Source organism: Bifidobacterium sp. wkB344 (assembly GCF_003688305.1).
GTDB lineage: Bacteria > Actinomycetota > Actinomycetes > Actinomycetales > Bifidobacteriaceae > Bombiscardovia > Bombiscardovia mizhiensis.
Genome location: NZ_NPOQ01000004.1, coordinates 67,697 through 93,228 on the forward strand (window position 1 = coordinate 67,697; position 25,532 = coordinate 93,228).

16 protein-coding genes are annotated in these 25,532 nt (G+C 63.2%); 5 read left to right on the plus strand and 11 right to left on the minus strand.

Annotation, left to right across the window (positions count from 1 at the left end; translation table 11 throughout):
• Window positions 1-202: 202 nt before the first annotated feature.
• The 8 genes from pknB to CI601_RS00335 all read right to left on the minus strand — a co-directional run bounded on the left by pknB (window position 203) and on the right by CI601_RS00335 (window position 10,192).
• On the minus strand, window positions 203-2,362 hold the full coding sequence (gene pknB, locus CI601_RS00300; protein WP_121913886.1) for a Stk1 family PASTA domain-containing Ser/Thr kinase: 2,160 nt from the start codon (window positions 2,360-2,362) through the stop codon (window positions 203-205).
• A complete protein-coding gene (locus tag CI601_RS00305; RefSeq protein ID WP_024627542.1) occupies window positions 2,359-3,351 on the minus strand; it encodes a serine/threonine-protein kinase in 993 nt (330 codons plus the stop codon). Before CI601_RS00305 ends, pknB begins: the two co-directional genes overlap by 4 nt.
• Window positions 3,348-4,811, minus strand: a complete 1,464-nt coding sequence (locus CI601_RS00310; protein ID WP_121913887.1) for a penicillin-binding protein 2 — start codon at window positions 4,809-4,811, stop codon at window positions 3,348-3,350. Before CI601_RS00310 ends, CI601_RS00305 begins: the two co-directional genes overlap by 4 nt.
• Window positions 4,808-6,298: an FtsW/RodA/SpoVE family cell cycle protein gene (locus CI601_RS00315; RefSeq protein ID WP_121913888.1), complete on the minus strand. Its 1,491-nt coding sequence runs from the start codon at window positions 6,296-6,298 to the stop codon at window positions 4,808-4,810. The genes CI601_RS00310 and CI601_RS00315 overlap by 4 nt, the downstream gene beginning before the upstream one ends.
• Entirely contained in the window at window positions 6,295-7,845 is a 1,551-nt protein-coding gene (locus CI601_RS00320) for a BofC C-terminal domain-containing protein (RefSeq protein WP_121913889.1), read from the minus strand. Before CI601_RS00320 ends, CI601_RS00315 begins: the two co-directional genes overlap by 4 nt.
• A gap of 6 nt (window positions 7,846-7,851) precedes the next feature.
• Entirely contained in the window at window positions 7,852-8,370 is a 519-nt protein-coding gene (locus tag CI601_RS00325; protein ID WP_121913890.1) for an FHA domain-containing protein, read from the minus strand.
• Window positions 8,371-8,403: 33 nt separating this feature from the next.
• The gene (locus tag CI601_RS00330) at window positions 8,404-9,108 is read right to left on the minus strand and encodes a DUF3662 and FHA domain-containing protein (RefSeq protein WP_015021121.1); all 705 of its coding nucleotides are present in this window, start codon (window positions 9,106-9,108) and stop codon (window positions 8,404-8,406) included.
• Between the two features lie 199 nt (window positions 9,109-9,307).
• Window positions 9,308-10,192, minus strand: a complete 885-nt coding sequence (locus CI601_RS00335) for an LPXTG cell wall anchor domain-containing protein (protein ID WP_121913891.1) — start codon at window positions 10,190-10,192, stop codon at window positions 9,308-9,310.
• 339 nt (window positions 10,193-10,531) lie between these two features.
• On the opposite strand from CI601_RS00335, the gene CI601_RS00340 reads away from it, so the two are divergent.
• From CI601_RS00340 to CI601_RS00360, 5 genes are all read left to right on the plus strand, one after another.
• The gene (locus tag CI601_RS00340; RefSeq protein WP_121913892.1) at window positions 10,532-12,940 is read left to right on the plus strand and encodes a prolyl oligopeptidase family serine peptidase; all 2,409 of its coding nucleotides are present in this window, start codon (window positions 10,532-10,534) and stop codon (window positions 12,938-12,940) included.
• Window positions 12,941-13,003: 63 nt separating this feature from the next.
• On the plus strand, window positions 13,004-14,311 hold the full coding sequence (locus CI601_RS00345) for a chloride channel protein (protein ID WP_183129688.1): 1,308 nt from the start codon (window positions 13,004-13,006) through the stop codon (window positions 14,309-14,311).
• A 251-nt stretch (window positions 14,312-14,562) separates the two neighbouring features.
• Window positions 14,563-17,196: a YhgE/Pip domain-containing protein gene (locus tag CI601_RS00350; RefSeq protein WP_121913894.1), complete on the plus strand. Its 2,634-nt coding sequence runs from the start codon at window positions 14,563-14,565 to the stop codon at window positions 17,194-17,196.
• Window positions 17,196-19,526, plus strand: coding sequence for a YhgE/Pip domain-containing protein (locus CI601_RS00355; protein ID WP_121913895.1), 2,331 nt, complete (start codon window positions 17,196-17,198; stop codon window positions 19,524-19,526). The genes CI601_RS00350 and CI601_RS00355 overlap by 1 nt, the downstream gene beginning before the upstream one ends.
• A gap of 36 nt (window positions 19,527-19,562) precedes the next feature.
• Entirely contained in the window at window positions 19,563-20,654 is a 1,092-nt protein-coding gene (locus CI601_RS00360) for an alpha/beta fold hydrolase (protein WP_121913896.1), read from the plus strand.
• On the opposite strand, the gene CI601_RS00365 is transcribed toward CI601_RS00360, so the two are convergent.
• The 3 genes from CI601_RS00365 to CI601_RS00375 all read right to left on the minus strand — a co-directional run bounded on the left by CI601_RS00365 (window position 20,655) and on the right by CI601_RS00375 (window position 25,479).
• A complete protein-coding gene (locus CI601_RS00365; protein WP_121913897.1) occupies window positions 20,655-21,275 on the minus strand; it encodes a hypothetical protein in 621 nt (206 codons plus the stop codon).
• A complete protein-coding gene (locus CI601_RS00370) occupies window positions 21,268-22,536 on the minus strand; it encodes an ATP-binding protein (RefSeq protein ID WP_259465264.1) in 1,269 nt (422 codons plus the stop codon). The genes CI601_RS00365 and CI601_RS00370 overlap by 8 nt, the downstream gene beginning before the upstream one ends.
• Before the next feature lie 63 nt (window positions 22,537-22,599).
• A complete protein-coding gene (locus CI601_RS00375; protein WP_121913899.1) occupies window positions 22,600-25,479 on the minus strand; it encodes a heavy metal translocating P-type ATPase in 2,880 nt (959 codons plus the stop codon).
• Between the last annotated feature and the right edge of the window lie 53 nt (window positions 25,480-25,532).

Below are 25,532 nucleotides of genomic sequence, written 5' to 3' on the forward strand. Positions count from 1 at the left end.
AAGAGCGGCGGGGCCGCAGGATCCAATGTGATCCTGCGGCCCCGCCGCTTATTGATGTCATATCTTGCCGACTGCCGGAAGTGATTGCCCTAGTTTATCTAAGACACCACGGTGGTATTCACCCCTACTCATGCTGCCCGGCCTTATATGACCCAACATATGGCCCCGGCGGCAGGACTGTGCCCGCCGGGGCCATATCAGGTCAGTTGGCGGAGCTGATGGTGGTCACCGTGATGGGGGTGTTGTCGTCCACCCTGCTTCCTGCCGATGGGTTTACAGCGGTCACCTTGTCCGTGTCCTTGCCGATGGAGGTGATCCTGTCGGCGCTGACACCGCTGTTGGTCAGCTTCTGCCGGTAGCTGCCCAAGGTCTCGCCCTGGGAGAAGGGCGGGATGCGGATGGCTGTGGTCAGGGTGATGGTGTCCTTGGACTTGTCGAAGGAGGCGCCTGCGGCAGGATCCTGGCCGGTGACCTCGGCGTTGTCGTTGCCAGGGCCGTTGACCGTGATCTTGACCCCCTGGCCCAGGGTGCGCTTGGCTTCGCCTAGGGTCATGCCGATGTAGTTGCCCAACTGCATGCCGTTGCTGACGGTAACCGTGATCATGGCTCCCTGCTGGACGGAGGACCCGGCAGCCGGATCGGTGCTGATGACCATATCCTTGGCCACGGTGTTGGAGGCCTGCTCGCGGATGGTGATGTTGAAGTGCAGACTCTGCAGGGTCTTGGTTGCGTCGTCCTTGGTCTTGCCAGACAGATCAGGCACCTTGGTCATGCCCGAGGAGATGTAGATCAGGATGCTGGTTCCCTTGGCCACGCTCTGGCCTGCGGCGGGATCGGTGCGGGTCACATGGTCCTTGGGCACGTCCTGGCTGTCCTCCACCGAGGCGGCGGGGGAGACCTTGAATCCGGCCTTCTCCAGGGTTCTGCGGGCCTCCTGCTGGTTCATGCCCTTGACATCGGGAATGGCCGTGTCCTTAGGCCCGGAGGAGAACCAGACGGTCACTGTGGAGCCTCTGGGGGCCATGCTTCCGCCCTTGGGGCTTTGCTTGGTGAAGGTCCCCTTGGGCTCAGCCGAGTCGTGGTCCTCCTTCTCCTGGTAGTGGAAGCCTGCGGCGGTGACCTTCTCGCGGGCGAGGATCCGTGACATCTGCGCGTTGATGGTGGGCACCTCGGCCATCTGATGATGGTTCCGGTTCACGACCGTCCAGAGACCCAGCCCGGCGGCTACCAGAAGCAGGGCTCCCAGGACGGCGCCGATGATGATCTTCTTGCGCTTTTTGGCCTTCTGCTGGGCCGTCTTGGCGGCTGTGCGCTCAGCTGTGGCTACGCCGGTGGCAGCAGGGTTGAGCGAATCCTGGACGGGGTTGAAGGCCTGGGTGGCGGCCGTCTCCTCTTCGGTCAGCGGCATGGTGGCCGTTTCGGTCCCCTGCTCGGCATCCTTGCGGGCCTTGACGTTGGCCAGGTCCGTCAGCGGGTTGAAGGCGGCAGCCACCGGGGTTCCGCCGTTCATGAAGGCCAGGATGTCGCTCTTGAAGGCGGAGGCCGTGGCATACCGGTTCTGCCGGTCCTTGGCCATGGCCTTGGCGCAGATGGAATCCCACATCTTCGGCAGGCCGGGCACGATGCTGCTGGGCGGAGTGGCCACCTCGGTGACGTGCTGGTAGGCGATGGCCACGGCCGAATCCCCGTTGAAGGGCGGCCGTCCAGTCAGCATCTCGTAAAGGACGCAGCCGGCCGAGTAAAGGTCGGAGCGCATGTCCACGCTCTCGCCGCGGGCCTGCTCGGGGCTCAGGTACTGGGCCGTGCCCACCACGCCCTGGGACTGGGTCATCGTGGCGGCCGAGTCGTCCATGGCCCGGGCGATGCCGAAGTCCATGACCTTGACGATGCCCTGCTCCGAGATCATGATGTTGCCGGGCTTGATGTCCCGGTGGATGACGCCCATGTGGTGGGAGTAGTCCAGGGCGCTCAGCATGCCCAGCATGACCTGCTCGCTGTCGCGCTGGCTCAGGGCGCCGTTCTCCTTGAGGATGGACCGCAGGGTCTGGCCCTTGACGTACTCCATGACCAGGTAGGGCACCCGCTCATGGTTGCCCTGGTCGTCGGTCAGTATCTCCTCGCCCGAGTCGTAGATGGAGACGATGTTGGGGTTGTTGAGCAGGGCGACCGAGTGGGCCTCACGCCGGAACCGCGATAGGAAGACCTCGTCGTTGGCCAGATCGGACCGCATGATCTTGACCGCGACGGTCCTTCCCAGACGTGTGTCCACAGCCTTGTGGACCTCGGCCATGCCACCGCGTCCGATCAGCTGTCCCAGACGGTATCGTCCGTCCGCTAGGGACGGCGGCAGTGTGATGCTCATAGGGTATCCCCTCCGTTCGTCGCTTCAAGGCCGCGCTGTGCGCTTCCTTCTCCATAGTGCCCCCAGAAGGGCCTGAAGATGTCTTTTACCGCGTGCGGCCTGCTCATAATGCGTCGAGGCATGGGTGCGCGTGGATTGATGACCTCCGTCTCGCCCACCTGCTGATCCAGCAGCCGCTGCTCGATCCTGGCCAGTGTGTGCGAGACCACCAGCGCATTCGCCGGGCGGTCCCGCGGGTCCTTGGCCAGCATGGACATGACGAAGTTCATGAGTTGGTTGTCCACCGAGTCGGGCAGCGGCGGCACAGGGTCGTTGACATGTGCCGCCGCGATGTCCACCGGGGTGGCGCCGGTGAAGGGCCGGTGCCCGCAGAGCCCCTCGTAGGCCACCACGCCCAGGGAATAAATGTCTGACTGGGGGGTGGCCTGAAGGCCCTGGGCCTGCTCGGGCGAGATGTACTGGGCCGTGCCCACCACCATGCCGTCCTGGGTGATCTGCCCCTGGTTGGTGGAGTATGAGACCCCGAAGTCGGTGATCTTGACCTCGCCGGTGTCGGAGACCATGATGTTGGCCGGCTTGACGTCCCGGTGGATGACACCGTGGGAGTGGGCCACGTAGAGCCCCCGGGCCGTCTGGATCAGGATGGGCAGCAGCTCGATGGGGTCCAGGGCGCCCCGGTCCCGGTAGATGTCTGCCAGGGATTGGCTGGGCACGTATTCCATGATCAGGAATCCGATGCCGTCATGCTCGTAGTACTCGAAGAGGGCGGCGATGTTGGGGTGGGCCAGGTTGGCGGAATTGTGCGCCTCGGCCCGCAGCCGCAGCAGCTTGGACTCCTCGTTGGTCAGGTCCTCGCGCAGGGCCTTTATGGCCACCACACGGCCCAGTTCGATGTCGTAGCCCTTCCAGACCTCGCCCATGCCCCCTTGGGCCAGACGGCGGTCCAGACGGTACCGTCGATGGATGAGCTGTCCCTGTACCAGTTTCACTTGGCAGCCTCCTGCATGACGCGTTTCATGATCGGCCCGGCGATCTCCATGCCATAGGAGGAGATGCCATGCACCACGACGGCAACAGCCACCTTGGGGTTATCGGCCGGGGCGAATCCTACCATCCACCCGTCATTTGCCGCATTGCCCGCGCCGATCTGGGCCGTGCCGGACTTGGCCGCCACCTGCATGCCGGGGATGGCCAGCTCCGGGTAGCTCTTGGTGGTCACCGCATCCATCATGGTGGTCAGGGCCTTGGCGGTGTCCGTGGAGAAGGCCTGCGAGTAGACCGAGGGCGTGGTTTCGCTGATGACGCTCAGATCGCTGGAGCGCACCCGGTCAACCAGGGTCGGCTGCATGAGCTTGCCCCCGTTGGCCACGGCAGCGACCGTCATGGCCGCCTGCATGGGGGTGGACAGAGTGTCCCCCTGGCCGATGGAGGCCAGGGCGAGCCGGTCCTGGGACTGGTCCTCGGGGAACTTGGAGGCTACAGCCTTCATGGGCCGGCCTGTGGAGTTGGTCCCGTCCAAGGTGATGGTGGAGCCGTAGCCGAATTTGCGGGCCTGCTCGGCCAGCGTCTTGCCGCCCAGGCTGACACCCAGCTGGGCGAAGGCGGTGTTGGAGGAGTAGGCCAGGGCGTTCTCCATGCTGATCCTGCCGTTGACCCCGTTGCCCGTGGCTGTGGCGTTGGTCAGGTTGTAGTTGGTGCCGGGCAGGGTGTACGAGGCTCCTGCCGGCAGCTGGCTGTCGGGGTGGTACTGGCCGGACTCCAGGGCGGCGGCGGCCACGACCACCTTGAAGGTGGACCCGGGCGGATACAGCTGCGAGGTGGCCCGGTTGAGCATGGGGTTGTCGGAGCGGGAGGCCAGCTTCTGGTAGGCCTGGGAGGCATCGCCGCTGTCGTGGGCGGTCAGGTCGCCGGGGTTGTAGCTCGGCGTGCTGACCATGGCCAGGATGCGGCCGGTGGAGGGCTCGATGGCCACCACCGATCCGGACAGGTTGCCCAGCATGGTATAGGCCGCCTCCTGCATGCCGGGATTGATGGAGGTCTCGATGGATGCGCCCTTGTTCTGGGTGCCGGTGAAGAGGGACTTGAGCCGGTCCATCCACAGGCTGTCCGACTGGCCGCTCAGCAGGCGGTCGCGCGAGGCTTCGATTCCCCGGTCGGCCGGGCTGGTGATGGAGTAGTAGCCGGTGATGGGCGAGTAGACGGCCCCCTTGTTGTAGTGCCGCTGGTACTGGAAGGAGTCGTTGATGGGGTCGGACTGGGCAATGACGGCGCCGTCCGAGGTCAGGATGGCTCCCCTGGGTGCCGCATATTCGTGGTAGAGGGCGCGCAGATTTCGCGGATCCGAGTTCAGGCTTCCTGCCCGGATCACCATGATGATGGAGCTGGAAAGCCCCAGGATGACGAAGAGGACGATGACGGCGTTGAAAAGTTGACGCAGGGCCTTGTTCACTGTCCACCTCCTCGCACCTGGCGGGCGGGGATGCGGCCGGTGGCTGGCAGGTCGGTCTCCTCATCCTGGTTCGAATCGTTATGGTCCGAGTCGTCCTGTCCGCTGCGCTTGCTGGTCTCCTGCTGGCGCAGGACGGCCAGGGCCTCGTACTTGAAGGTGTCCGAGCTGACCTCGGGCGCCGGCTTGTTGGCCGCGTTGGAGATGATGATCAGCAGGACGGCCAGGATGCAGTTGGCTACCAGGCTTGAGCCGCCCGCCGCCATGTAGGGCATGGTCAGGCCGGTCAGGGGGATGACCAGGGTGATGCCGCCCACCACGGTGAAGACCTGGAAGGCCATGGTGAAGACCAGGCCGGAGGCCAGGAGCTTGCCGAAGCCGTCCTTGATCTTCATGGCTGTGATCATGCCCGAGGCCACGATGACCAGGTAGAGGGCCAGGACCACCAGCAGGCCGCTCAGCCCCAGCTCCTCGCCCACCGAGGTGTAGATGAAGTCGGAGTTGGCCAGGGGGGTGATCCAGGGGCGTCCCTGGCCCAGGCCGGTGCCGGTCAGCCCACCGGCGGCCAGGCCGAAGATGCCGCGCACCAGCTGGCCGGATCCTCCGAAGGCCTTGCTGAACTCAGCGTCGCTGAAGGGGTGCAGCCAGGCGTCCACGCGGGCGCCCACATGGGCGAAGATCATGGATGCGGCCACGGCCCCGATGACGAAGAAGACCGAGCCGATGGCGATCCAGCTGGTGCGGCCGGTGGCCACATAGAGCATGGAGACGAACATGGCGAAGTACATCAGCGAGGTGCCCAGGTCATGCTGGATGACCAGGACGGCCAGCGAAATGAGCCAGACGATGATGATGGGGCCCAGATCCTTGATTCGGGGCATCCGCATGCCTAGCACCTTCTTGCCGCCCACGGCCAGCTGGTCTCGGTGGTCGAACAGGTAGGCGGCGAAGAAGAAGGCCAGGAAGAGCTTGGCGAATTCGCCGGGCTGCAGGGTGTGCGACCCCACGCCTATCCAGATGCGGGCGCCGCCGATCTCGCGGCCGATGCCGGGAAGCATGGGCGACAGGAGCAGGACCAGGCCCACCACCATGCTCACATAGGAGAAGCGTCGCAACAGCCTGTAGTCCCGGAGCAGCACCACCAGCAACCCGCACAGGACCAGGGCCAGACACAGCCAGATCAGCTGGGTGAAGCCCACTCGTGTGGGTTGGCCGATCCGGGCGTTGCGCAGATCTATGCGGGTGATCAGGGTGATGCCCAGCGAGCTCAGAATGACGATGCTGGGCAGGATGGCCTGGCTGCCATAAGGCTGGAAAATCTCCAAGAGGACCCAGAGGGCGATGAAGAGGGCGGCGGTGACTGCCAGCAGGGCGGCGTAGTCTCCAGGGAAGCGGCCCGCCGAGCGGGCGAACATCTGGAAGAAGCCGATGAACCCTACCAGCAGGGAGAAGAGCAGAAGGCCTATGCGGCGCAGACGGATGGCGATCATGACGAGTGCCGCCCGTCCTGGCTGGTTTTCGACGGCGAGGACGAGGCTGACGGGGAAGCAGCCGTCTTGGCGCGCTCGCGCTTGAGGTCGCCGGCCTCCTTGCGGATCAGGCTGGCGTGCTCCTGGGCGTCGTCCATGCTGGAGACGGTGATGCCCTCTTCCAGCTGGTCACGCCAGGACTGGGGCAGCCCCTTGACGGCGATGTCCGTGGTCTGCACCGGGTGGGACAGCGAGAGGGCGAAGGCCTTGGTGGGCACACCCTGGTAGATGACCACATGGCCTTGATCCGTGCCCAGGTAGTACTGTTCCTGGCTCCAGCGATAGGCGGCGCCTGTGCCTCCGGCCAGAGCGAGGATTACCAAGGTGATGATGCCGGCCAGGATCAGTCGAATTCTCCGGTGCCTGGAGCGCTGGCGCTTGCGCTGCTCCAGGTGCTCCTTGTGGATGGCGTCAGCCACGTCGGGGTCGTAGGGGTCGGCTGAGGCCGAGCCGTCCTTCTTGCGGACGACGGGGATCTCGCTGGTGTCGGGCACATGCCGTTCGCCGCTCTCCTCGCGGGCCGCCGAGGGCTGGGCAGTGCGGCCATCTTCGTCCTCGTCCTCCTGCTTGGCGGTATCCCGGTCCTGAGTCAGATCGGCGGCACGCTTGGCAGGGGACTCCCGGGACTGGTCGCGCAGGCGCGGTGCAGCCGCTACGGGCTCATCCAGGATGTCAGCCAGGGCCTCCAGGTTGGAGCTGGCTGCGCCGCCGACCAGAGGGGTCTGATGGGGCAGGTCAAAGGCATCGGCGTCCAAGGCCAGCGTGGCATCGGCGATGACCACGGTCACGTTGTCGGTGCTGCCGGCCTTCAGGGCGAAGGTGACCAGCTGCTGGGCGCACTCCGCCTGGTCCGAGACCGTGGACAGCACCTCGGCGATGGTCGAGTCCTCCAGAACACCGCAGAGGCCGTCCGAGCAGATCATCCAGCGGTCTGCGGGCATGGCCTTGGTGATGGAGATATCCGGACGGGGGTCGATGTCGAAATCCCCCAGGACCCGCATGACCACGTTGCGCTGAGGGTGGTTGCGGGCTTCGGCCGGGGAGATGCGGCCGGTGTCGATCAGGTGCTGCACGTAGGAGTGGTCCTGGGTCATCCGGATCAGCTTGCCATCCCGCAGCAGGTAGCCCCGGGAGTCCCCGATATGGGCCAGCACCCAGGAGTCGTCGGCCAGCGCCAGGGCCGTGACCGTGGTGCCCATGCCTGACAGCCGGTGTTCGCGCTTGGCCTTGCCCACGATGGCGTCATGGGCCGCGATGACCGAGGTCTCCATCATCCGGGCCAGGGACTGCACGTCCTGCTCACGGTCGTCGCGTTCGATGTGGGCCAGGGATCGGATGGCTATGGTCGAGGCCGTATCCCCGCCTGCGTGGCCGCCCATGCCGTCGCACATGGCCACCAGGCGCTCGCCGGCGAAGGCGGAATCCTGGTTGTTGCTGCGCACGTACCCCACGTCTGAAACCGCCGTGGAGTAGAGGAACAGCTTTTGGCTCGCATCGTTCCTGGTCATGGGCGGCTACCTCAACTCGAAGGTGGTGGCACCGATGCGTACGGGAACCTCCGCCGGTAGGATTGTCGGCGCCGTGATTTTCTGCCCCGAGACGACGGTGCCGTTGGTGGACCCCAGATCCTCGATGGCCCATCGGCCTGATGCAGGATCCTGGTAGACCCGCGCATGATGGCCTGAGACGAACTCGTCGTCCAGCACCAGGGTGTTCGAGGAGGAGCGCCCTAGGGTGATGGGCCGTCCGGACAGCGGCGTGGAGGAGCCTGCCAGGGGCCCGTCAATGACTACCAACAAGGAGGGGTCGTCGCTTGCACGCTCTGTCTTGCTGGCCGGGGCGATAGGTACGGATCTGGCTGCCGCCGGCAGCTTGCCCTGGGCTGCGCGTTCGCTGCGTCGGCGGGTATGAGAGGTCTTGGGGCTGAAAGTCTCGATGTCTTTGCGGAGTGAACGGATGGCCAGCCAGACGAATACCCATAACAGAGCCAGGAATCCGTATTTGAGGATGGCGAATGTCAGTTCAGTCAGCATAATGATTCGACCTTACTTCAAGGTCTGGGCGACTTACGAATCCTGTTCCTGTGACGATGCCCAGTAGAGGATGCGGGTACGGCCGATGGTGATGGTATTGCCGTCCAGCAGGGTGGCTGCGGGAACCTGATGTCCCTCTACATAGGTGCCGTTGGTGGACCCCAGATCGCGGGCTACCACGCCCTTGTCGGTGATCTCGATCTGCAGGTGTCGACGGGAGATGCCTGCGTCGTCGATGACGATGTCGCAGGAGGATCCACGGCCGATGGTGGTGATGGGGGCGGTCAGCAGGTACTGGCGGCCGTTGATCTCCAGCACCGGGCAGTCCTTGGACTCCTCGGGTGTGGTGACGGGTGCCGCGTTGCCCTGGACCGACTCGGCAGACAGGTGGAAGTCGCCCTTGTTCAGGTTGAGATCCTCCTCGAAAATGACCACGACCGGGCCGACGAAGGCATAGTGCTGGCTTTCGGCGTACTTGGTCAGGTTGTCTGCCAGCTCGTTGGCCAGAGCCTCCGAACCCCACTGCTCGATGCGGTCGAAGTCTGGGGTGGATAGTCTGAACCGATACTCGTTGGGCGCCACGGTGCGGTCGCGACCGACGGGCATGGCCTGTGAGTCTATCTCACGCTCGAGGGCGCTCGACAGGTCGACGGGCTGTAGGTCCTTGGAGCCGAACTTCGAGAAGACACCGTTAACGGCGCCTTCCACGCTCTTCTCGAAACGATCGAGAACGCTCATAGTCATCCCTTTCCATATAACCCTTTCATAGTACGTGACCCTGCCGGAAGGGGGTAATGGGCGGTCGGATGCTTGCAATTTCTCCAATGAACAGGTTCGAACGACCGCGACTGCCGGGCATGGATAAGGCCCCGTGGCCACAATGGACCAAGGGGCCTTTGAACTTCAATCATCATGGGTCAGGCCGAAGCCTGCAGGCTCACAGAGCCAGCTTGCGACGCAGACCCAGGGTGATGCCGGCAGCCAGGCAGAGGCCAGCGGCAATGGCCAGAGGAGCCACGGCGTCGGCGCCGGTCTGAGCCAGAGTGTTGTTGTTCTTGGCATCCTTCTTAGCCGGATCCTTGGCGGGAGCCTTGTTGTCCTTGGCAGGCTGCTTGGTGTTGTTGTCAACCGGAGCGGTCTGACCAGGCTTGTTAGGCTCGTTGGGAGTGGTCACCTTGGTGTACCTGGCCCTGAAAATAGTGTCTGCGGTGTAGGCGCCACCGGGGACGAAACGGGACCCGCCATTATCGCTGAACCAACCGTCGAAGGTGTAACCATCGAAGTTGTAAACCTTGGGTTGTACTTCTTCGTTTGTACTTTCGTCTTTAGGCAGCTTGCGTTCACTATTAGTTTCAAACGATTCCATCTCGGCTGCACCGAGATTGTCCGGATCTGCCGGATTCACAGTGATGAAACTAATCCTGTATGTGGGTGTGGGGGTGGGCTTTAACTCCACGAAGTGAGGATAGAGATTGGCATTGTCGGTGAAAACACGATTGGCGAAGTCGATCGGATGTTGATTTGGGTTTGTTGGATCCTCAACCCAGCCGTCAGGTTTCACATTCTGCTCGGTCAACTCACGGGACACTGTAGGCGTTGGGACATCTTCGAGTTTCAGCTTGCCGTCTGTGCCGGTAGTACGAGTAATCACGGTTCCAGCACCGGTGTCGTTAAACGTGATTGTGTAAGTAGCGGCCTTGGTCTGGACATTCTTGCTCTCCACAGCCTGGGCCACGGTAGGCAGCAACGCTAGGCCGCCTGCCAGGGTGGCGCCGGCAGCGAGTACTGCGCATGCGCGTTTGAAACGAACCATGATATTCATTGGTTACCTCTATTTTCTCTATTGTCGGTTGCTCCCCAGATACATTCATGGGGTGTCCTGCCTTGACACCCCGACCCCTGGGAAACAGGCATCATCGACCAGTCTTTGGTGATAACACGCAATAATTTTACCGCAGGGAATGGTCATCGGCCGGCCGAAGTCCGGGAAGAGGCCATATTCGGCAATAAAAATTTCTCATGTAGAACGATTAACGTCTGCTGCGGACTGGGTGGCGCATCGCAGTTGAGCTATTCGAATTCCCCTTTGGCACCTGGGCGCTTATCATCGTGGCAGACGCATGGTCATGGGGATCATGTCATAGATAGTAGAGGAGCGAGCATGGCCGAAGAGGTGGATCGGGCGATGGAGGCATATCCGCGGGCCAAGGCCCGGACCCTGCGGTTTACGTTGGGTGCGCCACGGTCGGCCCTGGCGGTGGGGGACGGCTCACGGGCTGTCTTTCTACGCTCCGACGGACCTGAAGACCTGGTGACCGGGCTCTGGCTGTCCGTCTTTGACCAGGAAGGCCGCCACCATGAGGTGCTCCTGGCCGACCCTAGGGCCCTGCTGGATGATGCGGACCAGGAACAGGTGCCAGCCGCCGAGCAAGCTCGCAGGGAGCGCTCGCGAGAGGGCGGCGAGGGCATTGTCGATTACAGTGTGGATGCTGCCGGGGATCGGGTGGTCTTTGCCTTGGGCGGTCGGCTCTGGCTCTCGCTGATAGCCCCCGATGGTCTCACCGCCTCCACACGGCCCCTGAGCCTGGAAGACAGCGATTCGGCCGTGCTCAATCCTGCCATCAGTCCGGACGGCACTATGGTGGCCTATACGACTGGCGACCGGCTGATGGTGGTCACTATCGGGCAGGATGCCGGGCAGGATCGAGAAAGGGCTGTCCTGGCCCTGCGCCCAGGCACCGATGATCGAATGCGGCTGGGGCTGGCCGAGTTCGTGGCCGGCGAGGAGATGGACCGCTACCAGGGATTCTGGTGGTCGCCGGATTCCAAGGCGCTGCTGGTCGAGCACACGGATTCCTCCGAAGAGCCGATCTGGTACATCAGCGATCCGGCCAATCCCCAGGTCGGGCCGCGCGCCCGGCGGTATCCCCAGGCTCTGACCGCCAACGCCCGCGTCGGGCTGAGCCTGGTCCTCCTGGGCCAGGATGACGACGATCCCTGGGTGGGCGAGGTGGATTGGGACCATCAGGCCTTCGAGTACCTGGCCGTGGTCCGCTGGCAGGACGGGCATCGGCCCCTGCTGCTGGTTCAGAACCGTCGGCAGACCGAGGACAGGATCCTGGATGTGCAGGTGCCGGATGCCCGCCAGGGCTTGGAGCCGGGGCAGAATATGACCCTGCTTGATCCCGAGGCGGCGCCCAAGGTGGCCACCAGGGTGCTGCAGGAGCATGGCAACGACCAGTGGATCGACCTGGTGCCGGGGCTGCCGGCCTACCAGCCCCAGGGCGGGCTGGTGGATGCCTTCATCGATACAGAAGCCGATACCACGCGGCTGCGCCTGGACGGAAAGGTATTCTCTCCTGCTGGCTGCCAGATTCGACAGGTGCTGTCTGTGGAGGACCGCGACGTGCTGGCGGTGGTCTCCACTGATCCCCGCAGCTTCGACCTGATGCGCCTGGGCTATGACGGCTCCATTCATGTGCTCAACCGTCTGCCCGGAGTGTGGTCCGCCTCGCGAGCCGGCCATGGCATTGTGGTCAGCGGCCGGACCATGGCTTCGGCGCAAGGGCAGGTGCGCCACTGCTACTTGGGAGCTGATGGAGATCTGGACCGACTGGGTGCTGAAGGGTTGGGTCTGGTGGGCGAAGCCCGCCCCGACAGCAGCGCTAGGCAGACTGGTGAGTCTGTACGGCCGGAGCATCAGGATCGTCCTGATCGGCGGGCCGTGGATGCCGGTCATATCAATAGCCAGGGGGCTATGAGCGCCGTCCTGGCCGACACCAGCAGCGATCCCGGGTTCACCCCCAACGTGGACTTCGTGCGCATGGGCCAGCACGAGCTGTTCGCTGCCATCGTCAGACCGTCCGAATCCAGCCCCTACGCCAGCGCCGACAGCCTGCCCGTCCTGCTCAAGCCTTACGGCGGGCCGGGCGCCCAGCAGGTGGTCTTCAACCAGTCCTACTACTGGGAGTCCCAGTGGTGGGCGGATCAGGGCTTCCTGGTCCTGACCGCCGACGGTCGGGGTACGCCGGGTCGTGGGCCTGCCTGGGATCGGGCTATCTTCGAGGACATGGCCCAGGTGACTCTGGATGATCAACTTGAGGCTCTGGCGGCTCTGCCGGACTTTGCTCCCGAGGCCGACCTGGGGCATGTGGCCATGATCGGATGGTCCTATGGCGGCTTCCTGTCGGCCCTCTCGGTCCTGCGGGCTCCCGACCGTATCCATGCGGCCTGCGCTGGCGCCCCACCCACGGACTGGACTCTTTACGACACCCATTACACTGAGCGCTATCTGGGTCTGGACCCGGCCGTCTACCGCCGCAATGGGATCATTGATGACGCCCCTTCGCTGCGCCGCCCGCTGATGCTGATCCACGGGTTTGCGGATGACAACGTTTCCGTGGCCAACACCCTGAGGCTCTCCGGCGCTCTGATGGCGGCTGGCCGTCCCCATACGGTCCTGCCGCTGACCGGCATCACCCACATGACCAACGACGAGACCGTGGCCGAGAACCTGCTTATTCTGCAGCGGGACTTCCTGCGGGAAGCTCTCAAGAACAAGACGGACTGACGACTGACAAAAGGCTGCTTGGGCTAAAGCTCTGCTGGCGGTTGCTTCCGCTAGATTGGGGTTGTGCATACCCAACGAAAGCCTGACCAGGCTTCAGGATCCAATCGCGGCTTCCAGCTTCCCCGTAGCTGGGGTCTGGCGGTCTCAGTACTCTGCCTGGGCCTGTTGGTCGGACTTTCCTCGGGCCTACTAGCAAGATTCTTCGAGCTGACCCAGGTCGGCCTGTTGGGTTTCGCTGAGACTCCAGGAACCCCCACGGCTGAGGCGGTGCCGCCGATCAGGAGGCTGGCCTCGGTGACCATTGCCGGTCTGGTGGCCGGGCTGGTCTGGGCCTGGCTGCGGACGAGGACCAGGCTGGTTCCCTCGGTAGGCCAGGCCGTTAAGGGTGCGCCCATGCCCCCGGGGCGGACCGTGGTCCATGTGCTCACCCAGATCTTCTTTGTATCTGCCGGGGGCTCCATCGGCAGGGAGGTGGCCCCGCGCGAGGCCGGGGCCCTTCTGGGCGGTCTCTGGACCAGGATGGGTCGGCGACTTGGACTGCGTGATCAGGACGGTCCGCTGCTGGTCGCCTCGGCTGCTGGTGCGGGTTTCGCCGGCATTTATATTGCGCCTCTGACCGGTGCCTTCTTCGGCATCGAGGTGCTGCTGCGGCGGGTGGATGCCGAAGTGGTGACGGTCAATCTGGCCATGTCAGCCCTGGCCACCCTGGTTGGCGGATCCATCAAAGGGTTTGCTCCTTACTATAAGGTCGGCTCCGAGCCCTTCCGGCCCTGGCTCATGGCGGCGGTCCTGCTGATCGGGCCGGTCATGGGACTGCTGGGTGCCGGATTTCGGCGGATGACCTCCTGGGCAGAGGCCCATAGAACCACTGGTCCTGCGGCTATCTGGCAGCTGACGGTGGTAGCTCTGTTGACCGGTCTGGTCGCCCTGGCCGTCCCGCAGGTCATGGGTAACGGTCGGGCCCTGGCTCAGATGGGCATGGATCAGCGCCTGTCTGCAGGGTTCTCAGGGCTCCAGCTGGCTCAGTCGCTCGCCTTGCTGGTTCTCTTCGCACTGGCCAAGGCCCTGCTGACCACAGCCACCATCCGTGCCGGGGCCTTCGGCGGCACCCTGACGCCGTCCATAGCCCTGGGATCCGCCATGGGCGCTGTTCTGGGCCTCTTGCTGGCTTGCCTTGTGCCCGGCCTGCCGGTCTGGCAGTGCGCCGTGATTGGTGCTGCCTCCCTGCTGGCCGCCTCCCAGCAGGCTCCGCTCATGGCCATGGCCATGCTGATGGAGGTCTGTCACCTGCCGGTCATGGCCTTCATGCCCATGGGCCTGGCTGTGGCCCTGTCGATGGCGGTCTCGCGTCTGTTCGTGGCCAAAGCATAAACCGTTGTCGGGAGCCCGTGTCGCCCTGGGAATTCGTCCTTACTCATATACGATGAAACCACCACTGGTCGCATGCCTGCCCTTCCGCCTCCAGCCTGGAGTGGGCATTCACGATCAGCTGACCGGCCTGGGCCAGTAAGGAAGGGTGGCTATACTCGGGCCGGACGTAGGTCCCGGGAGGATGCAGCCGATCCAAGTGGAGCAGGCCAGCGCCGCGATCCCCCGGACAGACAATAAGGAGGTGCCTGGCGGTGAAGACCGTGTTGGCCATCTTCAGGCGAGATCTCTGGCGGATACTGCGCAACCCCGTGGCCCTGGTGGTGACCATAGGCGTGGCCGTGTTGCCCTCCCTCTATGCCTGGTTCAACATCATGGCCCTCTGGGACCCCTACAGCAATGCCAAGAACCTGCCCGTGGCCGTCGTCAGCATGGACCGAGGGGCGCAATCCGCGCAAACCGGCAGGATCAACGCCGGCAGATCAGTCATCCAGGAGTTGCGCGCCAACAAAAGCCTGGGTTGGAAGTTCATGGACGACGACCAGAGAGCCATTGAAGAGGTCCGCTCGGGCCAGTGCTACGCGGCCATCATCATTCCTGAGCGGTTCAGTGCCGACCTGGTCGGCATCGTTGAAGGGACCGGGAACAGGCCTGCCCTGAACTATTACGTCAACGAGAAGAAGAACGCCATCGCTCCCAAGGTGACCGACACCGGCGCCTCCACTATCGACCAGGAGATCAACACCGTCTTCGTCTCGGCCGTCAGCGATGCCCTAGCCGGGAAGGTCCTGCAGACAGCCGGCGATGCCAAGGGCGCGGCCGAGCAGAGCCGCAGCCAGGTGGTGGGTGACTTGGGGGATATCATCGACCAGCTGGATCGGACGGACGGCCAGCTTGACCGGATCGGTTCCACCATGGGTCAGGCCCGGCAGACCGTGGCCAGCTCCAGAAGCGACATCAAGGATCTGCAGAGTCAGATATCGGCCACTCAGGCCACCCTGAGCAAGGCCCAGGACCAGATGACCAGGACCCGCGACGACAGTCTTCGTTTTTCATCTGCACTGAATCAGGCCCTGGCGGACGGGTCAGTTCGGCTGTCAAGCGCGGTCACTGATGTGAATACAGTTGCAGGCGGGATAACGGCCGACCTGAACGCCACCCAGGACAAGGTGGACCGGGTCAACTCCGGCCTGGGCCAGCTGGTCGAAGCCAACGGAAAGGCCGTGGACCGGCTCCAGTCGGGTCTGGATCAGTCCGGGCTGCATCCCGGGGATCCGGCCTACGAGAGCATCCAGCGGCAGATCGATGATCTGAAAAAGACCAACCAGCAGCAGAAGGCATCCCTGGATGCCTTCAAGAAGAACTCCTCGACAGCCCTGGACTCGGGCAAGCAGGCCGCATCGGACCTGAGCTCGGCCATGACCGACACCGGAGACACAGGCATCAAGGCCCTGACCGCAGCCAGCCAAAGCCTGACGGGGACCACCATGCCCAACCTTCTTACCGGGTTGGACAACCTCAATGCCTCCAACGGCTCCCTGCAGGGTGCCCTGAGCAGCCTGTCCACCACGGCCGCCCAGACCGATGCCCTGCTGGATCAGCTGGATTCCACCATTGGTCAGGCCCAATCGACCCTGTCCACCACCAGGACCTCCCTGGCCTCGGTCAGGTCCGACCTGGAGGGGGTCCGCACCGATGTGGCGGCCCTGGGATCCTCGGCCGCCTGGAACCGGATGTCCCAGACCCTGGGGTTGAGCCCCGAATCCTTCGGAAAGGCCATGGCCTCACCGGTGGAGCTGGCCTCGCACACGGTCTACCCGGTCAGCAACTACGGATCATCCGTGGCGCCCTTCTATACCAATCTGGCCCTCTGGGTGGGCGGGTTCATCCTGATAGCCATCTACAAGCTGGAGGTCGACAAGGAGGGCATCCGCAAGTGCACTGCCACCCAGGCCTACCTGGGCCGCTGGCTTCTGCTGGTCTTCGTCGGCTTCTTCCAGGCGCTGATCGCTACAGTGGGCGACCTGATGCTGGGCATCCAATGCCATCAGCCGGCTCTGTTCGTCCTGGCCGGGGTCTTCGCCTCCTTCGTCTACATCAACATCATCTATGCCCTGGCCGCCTCCTTCAGGCACATCGGTAAGGCCCTGGCCGTGGTCCTGGTCATTCTGCAGATACCTGGCTCCTCGGGCATGTATCCCATTGAGATGATGCCCGACTTCTTCCGCAATCTGAACCCCTGGCTCCCCTTCACCTACGGGATCAACGCCATGCGCGAGACCATCGGCGGCATGTACGGCAACCACTATTGGCAGGACATGCTCCGCATCTTCTGGTACCTGCCGGCGGCCCTCTTGATCGGATTGGTGGTGCGGCGGTACCTGCTCAACCTGAATGCCCTCTTCGACCGGCGGCTGGGTGCCACTGACCTGATGCTGACTGAACAGAACCATTCGGCCGACCGTCGTCTGAGCCTTGGCAGCCTGGCCCGCTCCATCCTGGGTGAGGGCGACTACCGTGCCGTCATCAGGCGGCGGGCGCATCGCTTCCTGGCCCTCTATCCAACGCTGATCCGGGCTGGTCTGGCCCTGGTTCTGCTGCCGGTCCTCTTCCTTATCCTGCTGTTCAGCACCGAGGCCAAGATCGTCATGCTGATCGCCTGCATCGCCTCCATCGTCCTGATTGACGCCTACCTGATCATCGTCGAGTACATCTGCGACAGCTATGTGCAGCAGCTGGGTCTGACCGAGCGTCCTGGCATGGACTTCCACACCCTGATTCGTCCGCGTCGGCAAGGTCCCTCGGCCGTGACCAGGCTGACCACGGCCGTGCGCGAATCAGTCCTGAACCACGATGAGGAAGACGCTCACGAGGACGGTGACCGCTGATGAGGAACATTTGGAGGATCCTGCGCAAGGACCTGGCCGATGCCACCAGCAACGTCATCGCCATCATCGTCCTGATGGGCCTGATCATCGTCCCGGCCCTCTATGCCTGGTTCAACATCGCCGCCAGCTGGGACCCCTATAAGAACACCAAGGCCATCAAGGTGGCCGTGGCCAACACCGACAAGGGGTACAAGTCCGACCTGATCCCGGTCAAGATCAACGTGGGGGAGACGGTCACCAGCACGCTGCGGGCCAACGACCAGCTGGACTGGAGGTTCGTCAACCGCGACCAGGCCCTGGAGGGGGTGCGCTCAGGCGAGTACTACGCCGCCATCGTCATTCCCAAGGATTTCAGCGCGGACATGATGACCCTCTTCTCAAAGGATGTGAAGCACGCCAACCTCGAGTACTACCTGAACGAGAAGAAGAACGCCATCGCCCCCCATGTCACCGAGCAGGGGGCCGACACCGTGGCCACGACCATCGACAAGACCTTCGTCAAGACCGTGGGGCAGGTGGGGATCGACCTGGCCAGCCAGGTCTTCACTTATTCTCAGAGTCCCGAAGTCCAGGATTATCTGACCAGGACGACCGGCCACATCGATCAGATGTCACAGCGGCTGACCACTGCATCCAGCCAGGTGAATGCCTATGCGGGCCTTCTGGACTCCTCCGGACAGATGATCGACTCCACCGGCAGGATCCTGGGCCGATCCGACTCCGCCATGGCCGATGCCAGAAAGGTCCTGAACCAAGGAACCAAGGGGTCCAAGGATCTGGGCAGGTCCCTCTCCGGGTCGGCCCAGGCGGTCGACGCTGCCCTTGACCAGGCATCGGGCGCCTATGACACCATCGGCTCCAAGATCGACGATGCCTTTGACAAGGTAGGCCAGCAGAGCGATGCCGTCAGCAGCCAGCTGAACGACCTGAGCGAACGGATCAGGGAATCGGCGGCTGACTACGACGGAATGATCGCCAGCTTGGAGGATCTGCGCAGCACTGTGGAATCCGACGCCAATCTGACAGCGGACCAGCGCCAGGCCCTGCTGACCGCCATCGATCAGGCCCAGGCCGGGATGCGCGCGGCACAGGCAACCCAGCGCGACCTGGCGGACCGGATCAGCCAGGCCTCCCAGACAGCCAAGGAGGGCAAGGACAAGCTGGGCGGTCAGCGGCAGGATCTGAAGAACCGGATCGCCCAGGCCCGCGCCTCGGTGGACCAGGTCCGCACCCAGTACCGCAATGACCTGAAGCCCCGCCTGGACGACCTGGCTTCCTCCATGGACACCGTGGTCACCTCGACCGACCGGCTGCTGACGGGGCTGGATGGAACCGTCAAAGGCGCCTCTGGGCTAACGGGCCCTATGACCAACGACATCAGCCAGGCCAAGGACCAGCTGGGCGAGATCTCCCAGCGCCTGGACCAGGCCTCCAAGCGGCTGACCGACCTGGGGGGACACCTGACCCAGGCTTCGCAGGGCAAGGATGCGCAGGAGGTCAAAACCCTGCTGAGCGGGGATTCCGAAACCCTGGCCGCGCTTCTGTCCTCGCCGGTAGGCATCCATCGGCATGCGGTCTTCCCGGTCATGAACTACGGGTCGGCCATGACCCCCTTCTACACCATCCTCTCCATCTGGGTGGGCGCCACCATTCTGGCAGCCATGATGAAGGTGGCTCTGTCCGACAAGAAGAAGGCCTTCGTCCTGCACCTGGACTCCCTGCAGGATGCCTGGAAGAGGGCCGATGACCTGGATGAGGATTCCGAGGGCAGCCGCTCCTGGGGAGTCTTCCGCCCGGAGTCGCCAGGCAACGCCCGCCGCTTCGGCCTTCAGCTCTACCAGGAGTACTTCGGCAGATTCGCGGTCTTCGCGCTGATGGCCATCCTCCAGGGCTGCCTGATCGCCCTGGGTGACCTCTTCTACCTGAAGGTCCAGTGCGTGCATCCGCTGATGTTCGTGCTGGTGGCGGTCTTCGCCTCCTTCGTCTTCATGAATCTGATCTATACCCTGGTCGTCTCCTTCGGGGACATCGGCAAGGCCATCGCTGTCATCCTCCTGGTCATGCAGGTGGCTGGCTCGGGCGGCACCTTCCCCATGGAGACCCTGCCCGGCTTCTTCCAGGGGGTCTATCCCTTCCTGCCCTTCGTCCACGCCATCGGGGCCATGCAGTCGGCCGTTGCCGGAGCCTACGGCATGGAATTCTGGCGGGAGATGGCCACCCTGGCCCTCTTCCTGGTACCCTCGCTGCTGCTGGGGCTGGTCCTGCGTAAGCCCGTCATCCGCTTCAATGATTGGATCGTCAGAAACCTGGAGAGCACCCGGCTCATGTAGGGCCGAGTCCAACAGAAGGTGGTATAGGGTGAGAGCATGAGCGTCCAACTGGTTGAGGAGCGCCGCTACGACCAGATCATGAAGGATCGCGTCCTTCCTGACCTGGCCTCCTGTCGCAGTGACGGATGGATGATCTCCCATGACGGCGGCGAGGATGGGGGAACCGTGCTGGACAAGGCCCGTCTCGGCGGCGTGGATCCCTCCCGGCTTCTGCATTACGTCTGTTATGACCGGACGCTGTTTCGTCAGGGTGCAGTGGAGTCAGGGTCGGCTCGCGTGCGCGGGGCCGTAATCATCTCCTTCGGTTTTTCGGAATTCGCCGACAAATATCAGGAGATTGCCTGGTACTTCCTGATGCAGGGGTACTCTGTCTGCATTCCCGAGCACTGGGGACACGGTTTCTCCGGCCGGGGCGTAAACGATCCCAGTCTGGTATGGGTGGATCATTGGCAGCGGTATGTGGCGGATCTGGCCGCCTTCTGCTCCCAGGTGGGCCAGCAGTACGCCCAGGACAAGCCCATGGTGCTCTATGCCCATTCCATGGGCGGCGGTGTGGCTGCAAGGATGCTGGAAACTTTTCCTTCACTTATTGATAAGGCGGTCCTGTCATCGCCCATGATTGCGCCGCGGACCGGGTTGATGCCCTCGGTGGCATGGACGGCGACAAACGCCGCCTGCATGATGGGCCGCTCGCGCAGCATGGCTCCGGGGTTCGGCCCCTTCCGTCCCGAGCTGGATATGGGCAAGTACCCCAATGGCAGCCAGGCTCGGGTGTCCTGGACCCATAAGTTGCGGGCCAAGGAGGTGCATTACCAGACCAGCGCCGCCACCTTCGGCTGGGTCAGGGAGAGCCTGGAGATGAGCCGGGCCATACTGCGTCCCGACCGGTGCAGTCGGGTGGAGACTCCTCTGTTGCTTTTCCAGGCGCAACCCGACCGGTTCGTGCTGCCGATGCCCCAGAACCGTTTTGTCGACCAGGTCCAGCAGGGCGGCTGCCAGGCCACGCTGGTGCGCATCCCGGGCAGCATGCACGAGCTCTACCAGATGCCCGACAAGGTTCTGAGGCCTTACTTGGAGCGCATCTTCGACTTCTTCGACCAGCCATGGCAGCTCGCTGACGACCGCTGATCAGACGCCGAGCAGATCGGCCAGCAGAAAGTCACTACCCTGCTTTTTTGCCGAGGCCAGCTCCCTGTACAGTTCCAAAGCTCTGACTAGCGCATCCGCATCATCCCAGTATTGATTCAGAAAAGGATATTTCTTGATGTTGCGGAAGTCGTGGTCGTCCTTGCCCAGCACTTCCTTGCAGAAGAGACTGGGCTTCAGTTTGCTGTTCTTTGCGCCGCGATGGTGTGACTTCCAACTGTTGTACTCGTCCAGCTTGCCCTCGCGGTAGACGATCAGCATCTCGATCTCTGGATGCGTGGTGACGTTGATGGTCCGGGCATGTTCAGCGTAAGGCTGGCGCAGCAAGGTGCGGTGGCTCAGCTGGTCCTGTATGCAGAGGATGGTCACATTTCTTCCGTAGTCCTGGGTCAGGAAGTCACGAGCCAGGCTCTCGCCGCTTCTGTCGCGGGTTGACCAGGCATCGTCGTTGTAAGGATCGGTGATGATGCGATCCCGATTGATGAAGGTCAGGTGCTTGGTGACCAGTTTGTCGACGATGACCTGCTCGGCTACGCCTTCGCACGAGAAGAGAACTGCATCGTCCCCGATGGCCCTTGCAAGCTCCTCCCGCCTGCTATGCATGATGTTCTTGCCCTGCCACCAGGTCGGCTACGTATTGGCGCATGGCCTTGAGCTCGGCTGCTTTGGGAGCGGTGCCTCCGATATAGTTGGACAGGAAAACCTCGCTGTGCTTGAGCTCCCCGCGCCTGACTGCCTCCGAGTAATTGATCGCTTGGATGCCCTTGCGCTCGTCCTCGCCGCGTCTGAGGAAGTAAATATTGTCCTTGCGCTGGATCAGGTCGAGCAGTTCCGCGTAGTGGGTCGTGAACACCAGGGTGGCGCCGTGAGGGTTGCTGGTCGTAGACATGAAGAGGTTGATGATCATGCGCACCAGCTCTTTGTTGATGCTGTTCTCGATTTCGTCGATCAGCAGATAGCCGCCGGTGCGCAGGACCCGGATGGCTGCTTTGACGATTCGGGATCCGCGGACTGTGCCCAGGGAAAGCAGTCCGGCCGTGTCCATGTTGGACATGACCACTTCTTGAGAGGTGCCGGCAAATCGCAGATGGGCGCGGTGTTCCTGGTCGATATGGAAGTAGTCGATGCTGTCATCGAAGACGTGCAGCACGGGATCGGCGATGGTGCCGACCGGAACGATGGGGAAGTAGGTTTCTGGTCCGATGCGGGCGATGACCTGAGCGCTAGTCGTCCTGGTGTAGGGCAGAACAATGCTGGAGTGAGGGGAGAGGTAGTCGAAGGCCTCCTTGGTCAGGTAGGTGTCGGTGGATGCATCACCTGAGGATTGGGCTGCCGGACGCCGGACCTTGATCAGCTTCGAGCGTTGTTGGAAAGCGTCTGTATTGCGAAGTACGGACTTGGGCAGGGGCTTGCTTGGATAGCGCCAAAGTTGTTCCTGAGAAAACCGATAGGTGCTGTCGGTCAGGAGATCCATGCTTTCGTCGGAAGTGTCGTCGTGGACCGCATCCAGCTGTGATTTGAGCAGGTAGAAGTGCTGCTTGGACTCGAAGATCAAAGAAATCTGCAGGCTGGGCCCGAAGGCGCTGAGGGATCTGACGGAAGACAGCATAGGGCTGGCATCCTTGCTCAGGACGCTGACGGCCAGGGCCAAGGCGTTGAGTGCCGTGGTTTTGCCGGACGCGTTGATTCCCGTAAGGCACAGCACGTTCTGCGCGTAAATGTGACTGCCTGGACTGTTCTCCAGATAAGTCAGTCCGTTGCCAGGGGTTTTCGAGCGGACCTGGTCGCGGGCGTAAAGATCCAGGGCCAGGGTCTGGTTTTCAAAGGGTTCAAGGCCCTCGACGACCATTCTGAGCAGACGCATGATAGTCACCAATATTCCTGTAGACAGAAAAAGTGTCTACAGGAATATGATACGCCTGCAATTTTACTTGTTGAGCACCTTCTGAGGATCGGCATCGAAGGTATCGACGCAGTTCTGCGAGCAGAAGTAGTAGGTCTTGCCTTGGTAGTCGCGCTTGGCTGCGGCTGTGTTGGGGTCGATGGTCATGCCGCAGACTGGGTCGGTGACCTTGTCCGTCGCTGCCTGGTCTTGCTGCATGTCGTCATGATGATGGAAGAGTCCCATCTCGTTTCCTTTCTCTTTGTCGTGTTCTTGGTGGGTGGAAATGCTGAGGTCCCTGGTCAGGGCATCCATGTCGATTGGCTTGGCCTCCTTGATCGGCCTGGCCTTCAGGGGCGTGTGGCGCAGCCTGTTGGCGTTGAGCACCACTGATAAAGATGAGAAGGCCATGGCTGCTCCGGCGATCATGGGGTTGAGCAGGAGGCCGATGAAGGGGTAGAGCACGCCGGCGGCGATGGGTATGCCCAGGCCGTTGTACCCGAAGGCGAACCAGAGGTTCTGATGGATGTTGCGCATGGTCGCCGCCGAAAGGTCGATGGCCTTGACGGCCGCGTTCAGGTCGCCCGAGACCAGGGTCACGTCGGCGGACTCGATGGCCACGTCCGTTCCGGTGCCGATGGCCATGCCCAGGTCGGCCTGGGCCAGTGCCGGGGCGTCGTTGATGCCGTCGCCGATCATGGCCACCTTGTGCCCCTGGGTCTGGAGGGCCTTGACGATGCCTGCCTTGTCCTCGGGATGGATCTGCGCCACCACCCGGGTAACCCCGACCTGGCTGCCGACCTGCTCGGCGGTGCCTTGGTTGTCGCCGGTCAGCATGATGGTCTGGATGCCGCGCTCGTTCATGTCGTGGATGGCCTGCTTGGAGCCGGCCTTGACCTGGTCGGTCACGGCCAGGACCCCGGCAAGCCTGCCGTCGATGGCCACGAAGATGGTTGTGCGGCCCTGATCCTCCCAGCTGCGGGCGGTGTCCAAGAGGGATTGTGCGCCAGCCTGGTCCGCCTTTTCGTTCCCTAGATCGATTCCCTTGCCCTCGAGCAGTCTGCGGTTGCCGACAAGGACATGGAGGGTATTCTCTTCATTCCGGCTGTTTTCTGTCATGCTCTTGAAGGAGCCGGAGGGGAAGGTTGCATCGATGCCGGCGCCGGTGACCGAGTCGAAGTCCTTGATCGGGACCAGCTCCAGATTGCGGTCCTTGGCGGCCTGGACGATGGCCTGGGCCAGGGGGTGCTCGGAATTGCTCTCGGCACTCGCGGCTGCCCTGATCAGCAGATCCTCATCCAGACCCTGCACGCTCAGGGCATCGGCCAGTTCAGGTCGGCCCTGGGTGATGGTGCCAGTCTTGTCAAGGACGATGGTATCGACGTCATGCGCTCCCTGCAGGGCCTCCGCCGACCGGTAGAGCACGCCGGCACGGGCGCCGCGTCCAGTGCCGATCGTTACGGACAGGGGGGTGGCCAGTCCCAAGGCGCAGGGGCAGGCGATGACCAGGACGGAGACCGCCGCCACGATTCCGTATACTCCGCGGGGCATGGGGCCGAACGCCCACCAGGCCACGAAGGTCCAGAGCGCCACCAGGATGACCCCGGGGATGAAGATTGACGATATCCGGTCGGCCAGCTTCTGGATGGGTGCCTTTGAGGTCTGAGCCGTCTTGACCAGCCGAATGATCTGCGCCAGAACGGTGTCCTGCCCTACCTGGGTGGCCTTGTAGCGCAGGGAGCCTGTGCCGTTGACGGTGGCTCCGACCAGGGAATCGCCCTCCTGCTTGAGGACAGGCATGGGCTCGCCGGTCACCATGGATTCGTCCACTGAGGATGATCCGGAAATGACCTGGCCGTCCACCGGCAGCTTCTCGCCCGGATGGACCTGAATCACGTCCCCGACGGCCACATCGTCGACGGCGATCTCCTGGGTGGTCTCCCTGCCGTCCTGGTCGGTCCTCACCACGGTGGCGGTCTTGGGTCTCAATCCGACAAGGGCGCGGATGGCGTCGCCAGTGCCGCGCCGGGCCCTTGCCTCCAGGATCTGGCCGAGGATCATCAGGGTGATGATGGTGCCCACAGCCTCGTAGTAGGGTTCGCGGCTTCCCTCAGGCAGGAGCTGCGGGGCCACGGTGACCACCAGTGAGTAGAGGAAGGCCGTGGCAGTGCCTAGGGCGACCAGGGAGTTCATCTCCGGGGCCCGGTGCGCCAGGGCCAGCCATCCGGTGCGGTGGATGGGCCAGCCGGAGTAGAACATCACCGGCAGGATCAGGACCAGCTGGACCCAGGGGTTCATCAGCATGTGGGGCATGGGCAGGAACATGCCGAACATGGCCGGGATGAAGACCGGGAGCGTAAAGACCAGGGCTACGATGAACCGCCTGGTCAGGTCACGGATTTCTGCCGTGCGCTCCTGATCCGCCTCGTCCTGGTCGCTGCCGCCATTGGTCTGGGCGGGCTTGGCGGATTCGGTGGGTTCGGCTTGTGGGCGCTCGCCTTGTGACTGGCTGCCCTGTGCTTGTTTGGATTGTGCCTCGGCGCTGCCGGTTTTCGGTCCATCGGTGGCCCGGAGCATCCCGTGGAGCATGTTCATCCCGCAGGCGAAGGGATAGTCGCCGGCCTTGGGCGGGGTCAGCTGGACGGTCGAGGTCTGGAAGGCGGGCAGGGTCTTGTCGATGTTGAAATCGTTGAAGACCACGTGCGAGGAGCACTCTCCGCTCTCCTGGCGGTCGAAGACCAGCTTGACCGGCCGCCCGGCCTGGACTTGGATCAGCTGGGGGCTGTATCCGCCCTTGACTGTGATGTGGACTGTCTGGAGGCCGCCCTCATCCTTGGCCTGGGTGGCCTTTCTGGGCGCGAAGAAGTACCAGATGATGCCCGTCGTGATGGCCAGGGCCGCGATAAGGACCAGGATGCTGCTCATGTGGCTCACTATACCCCCCAGGGGTATACTGATAGTGAATTTCGAGATGGGTT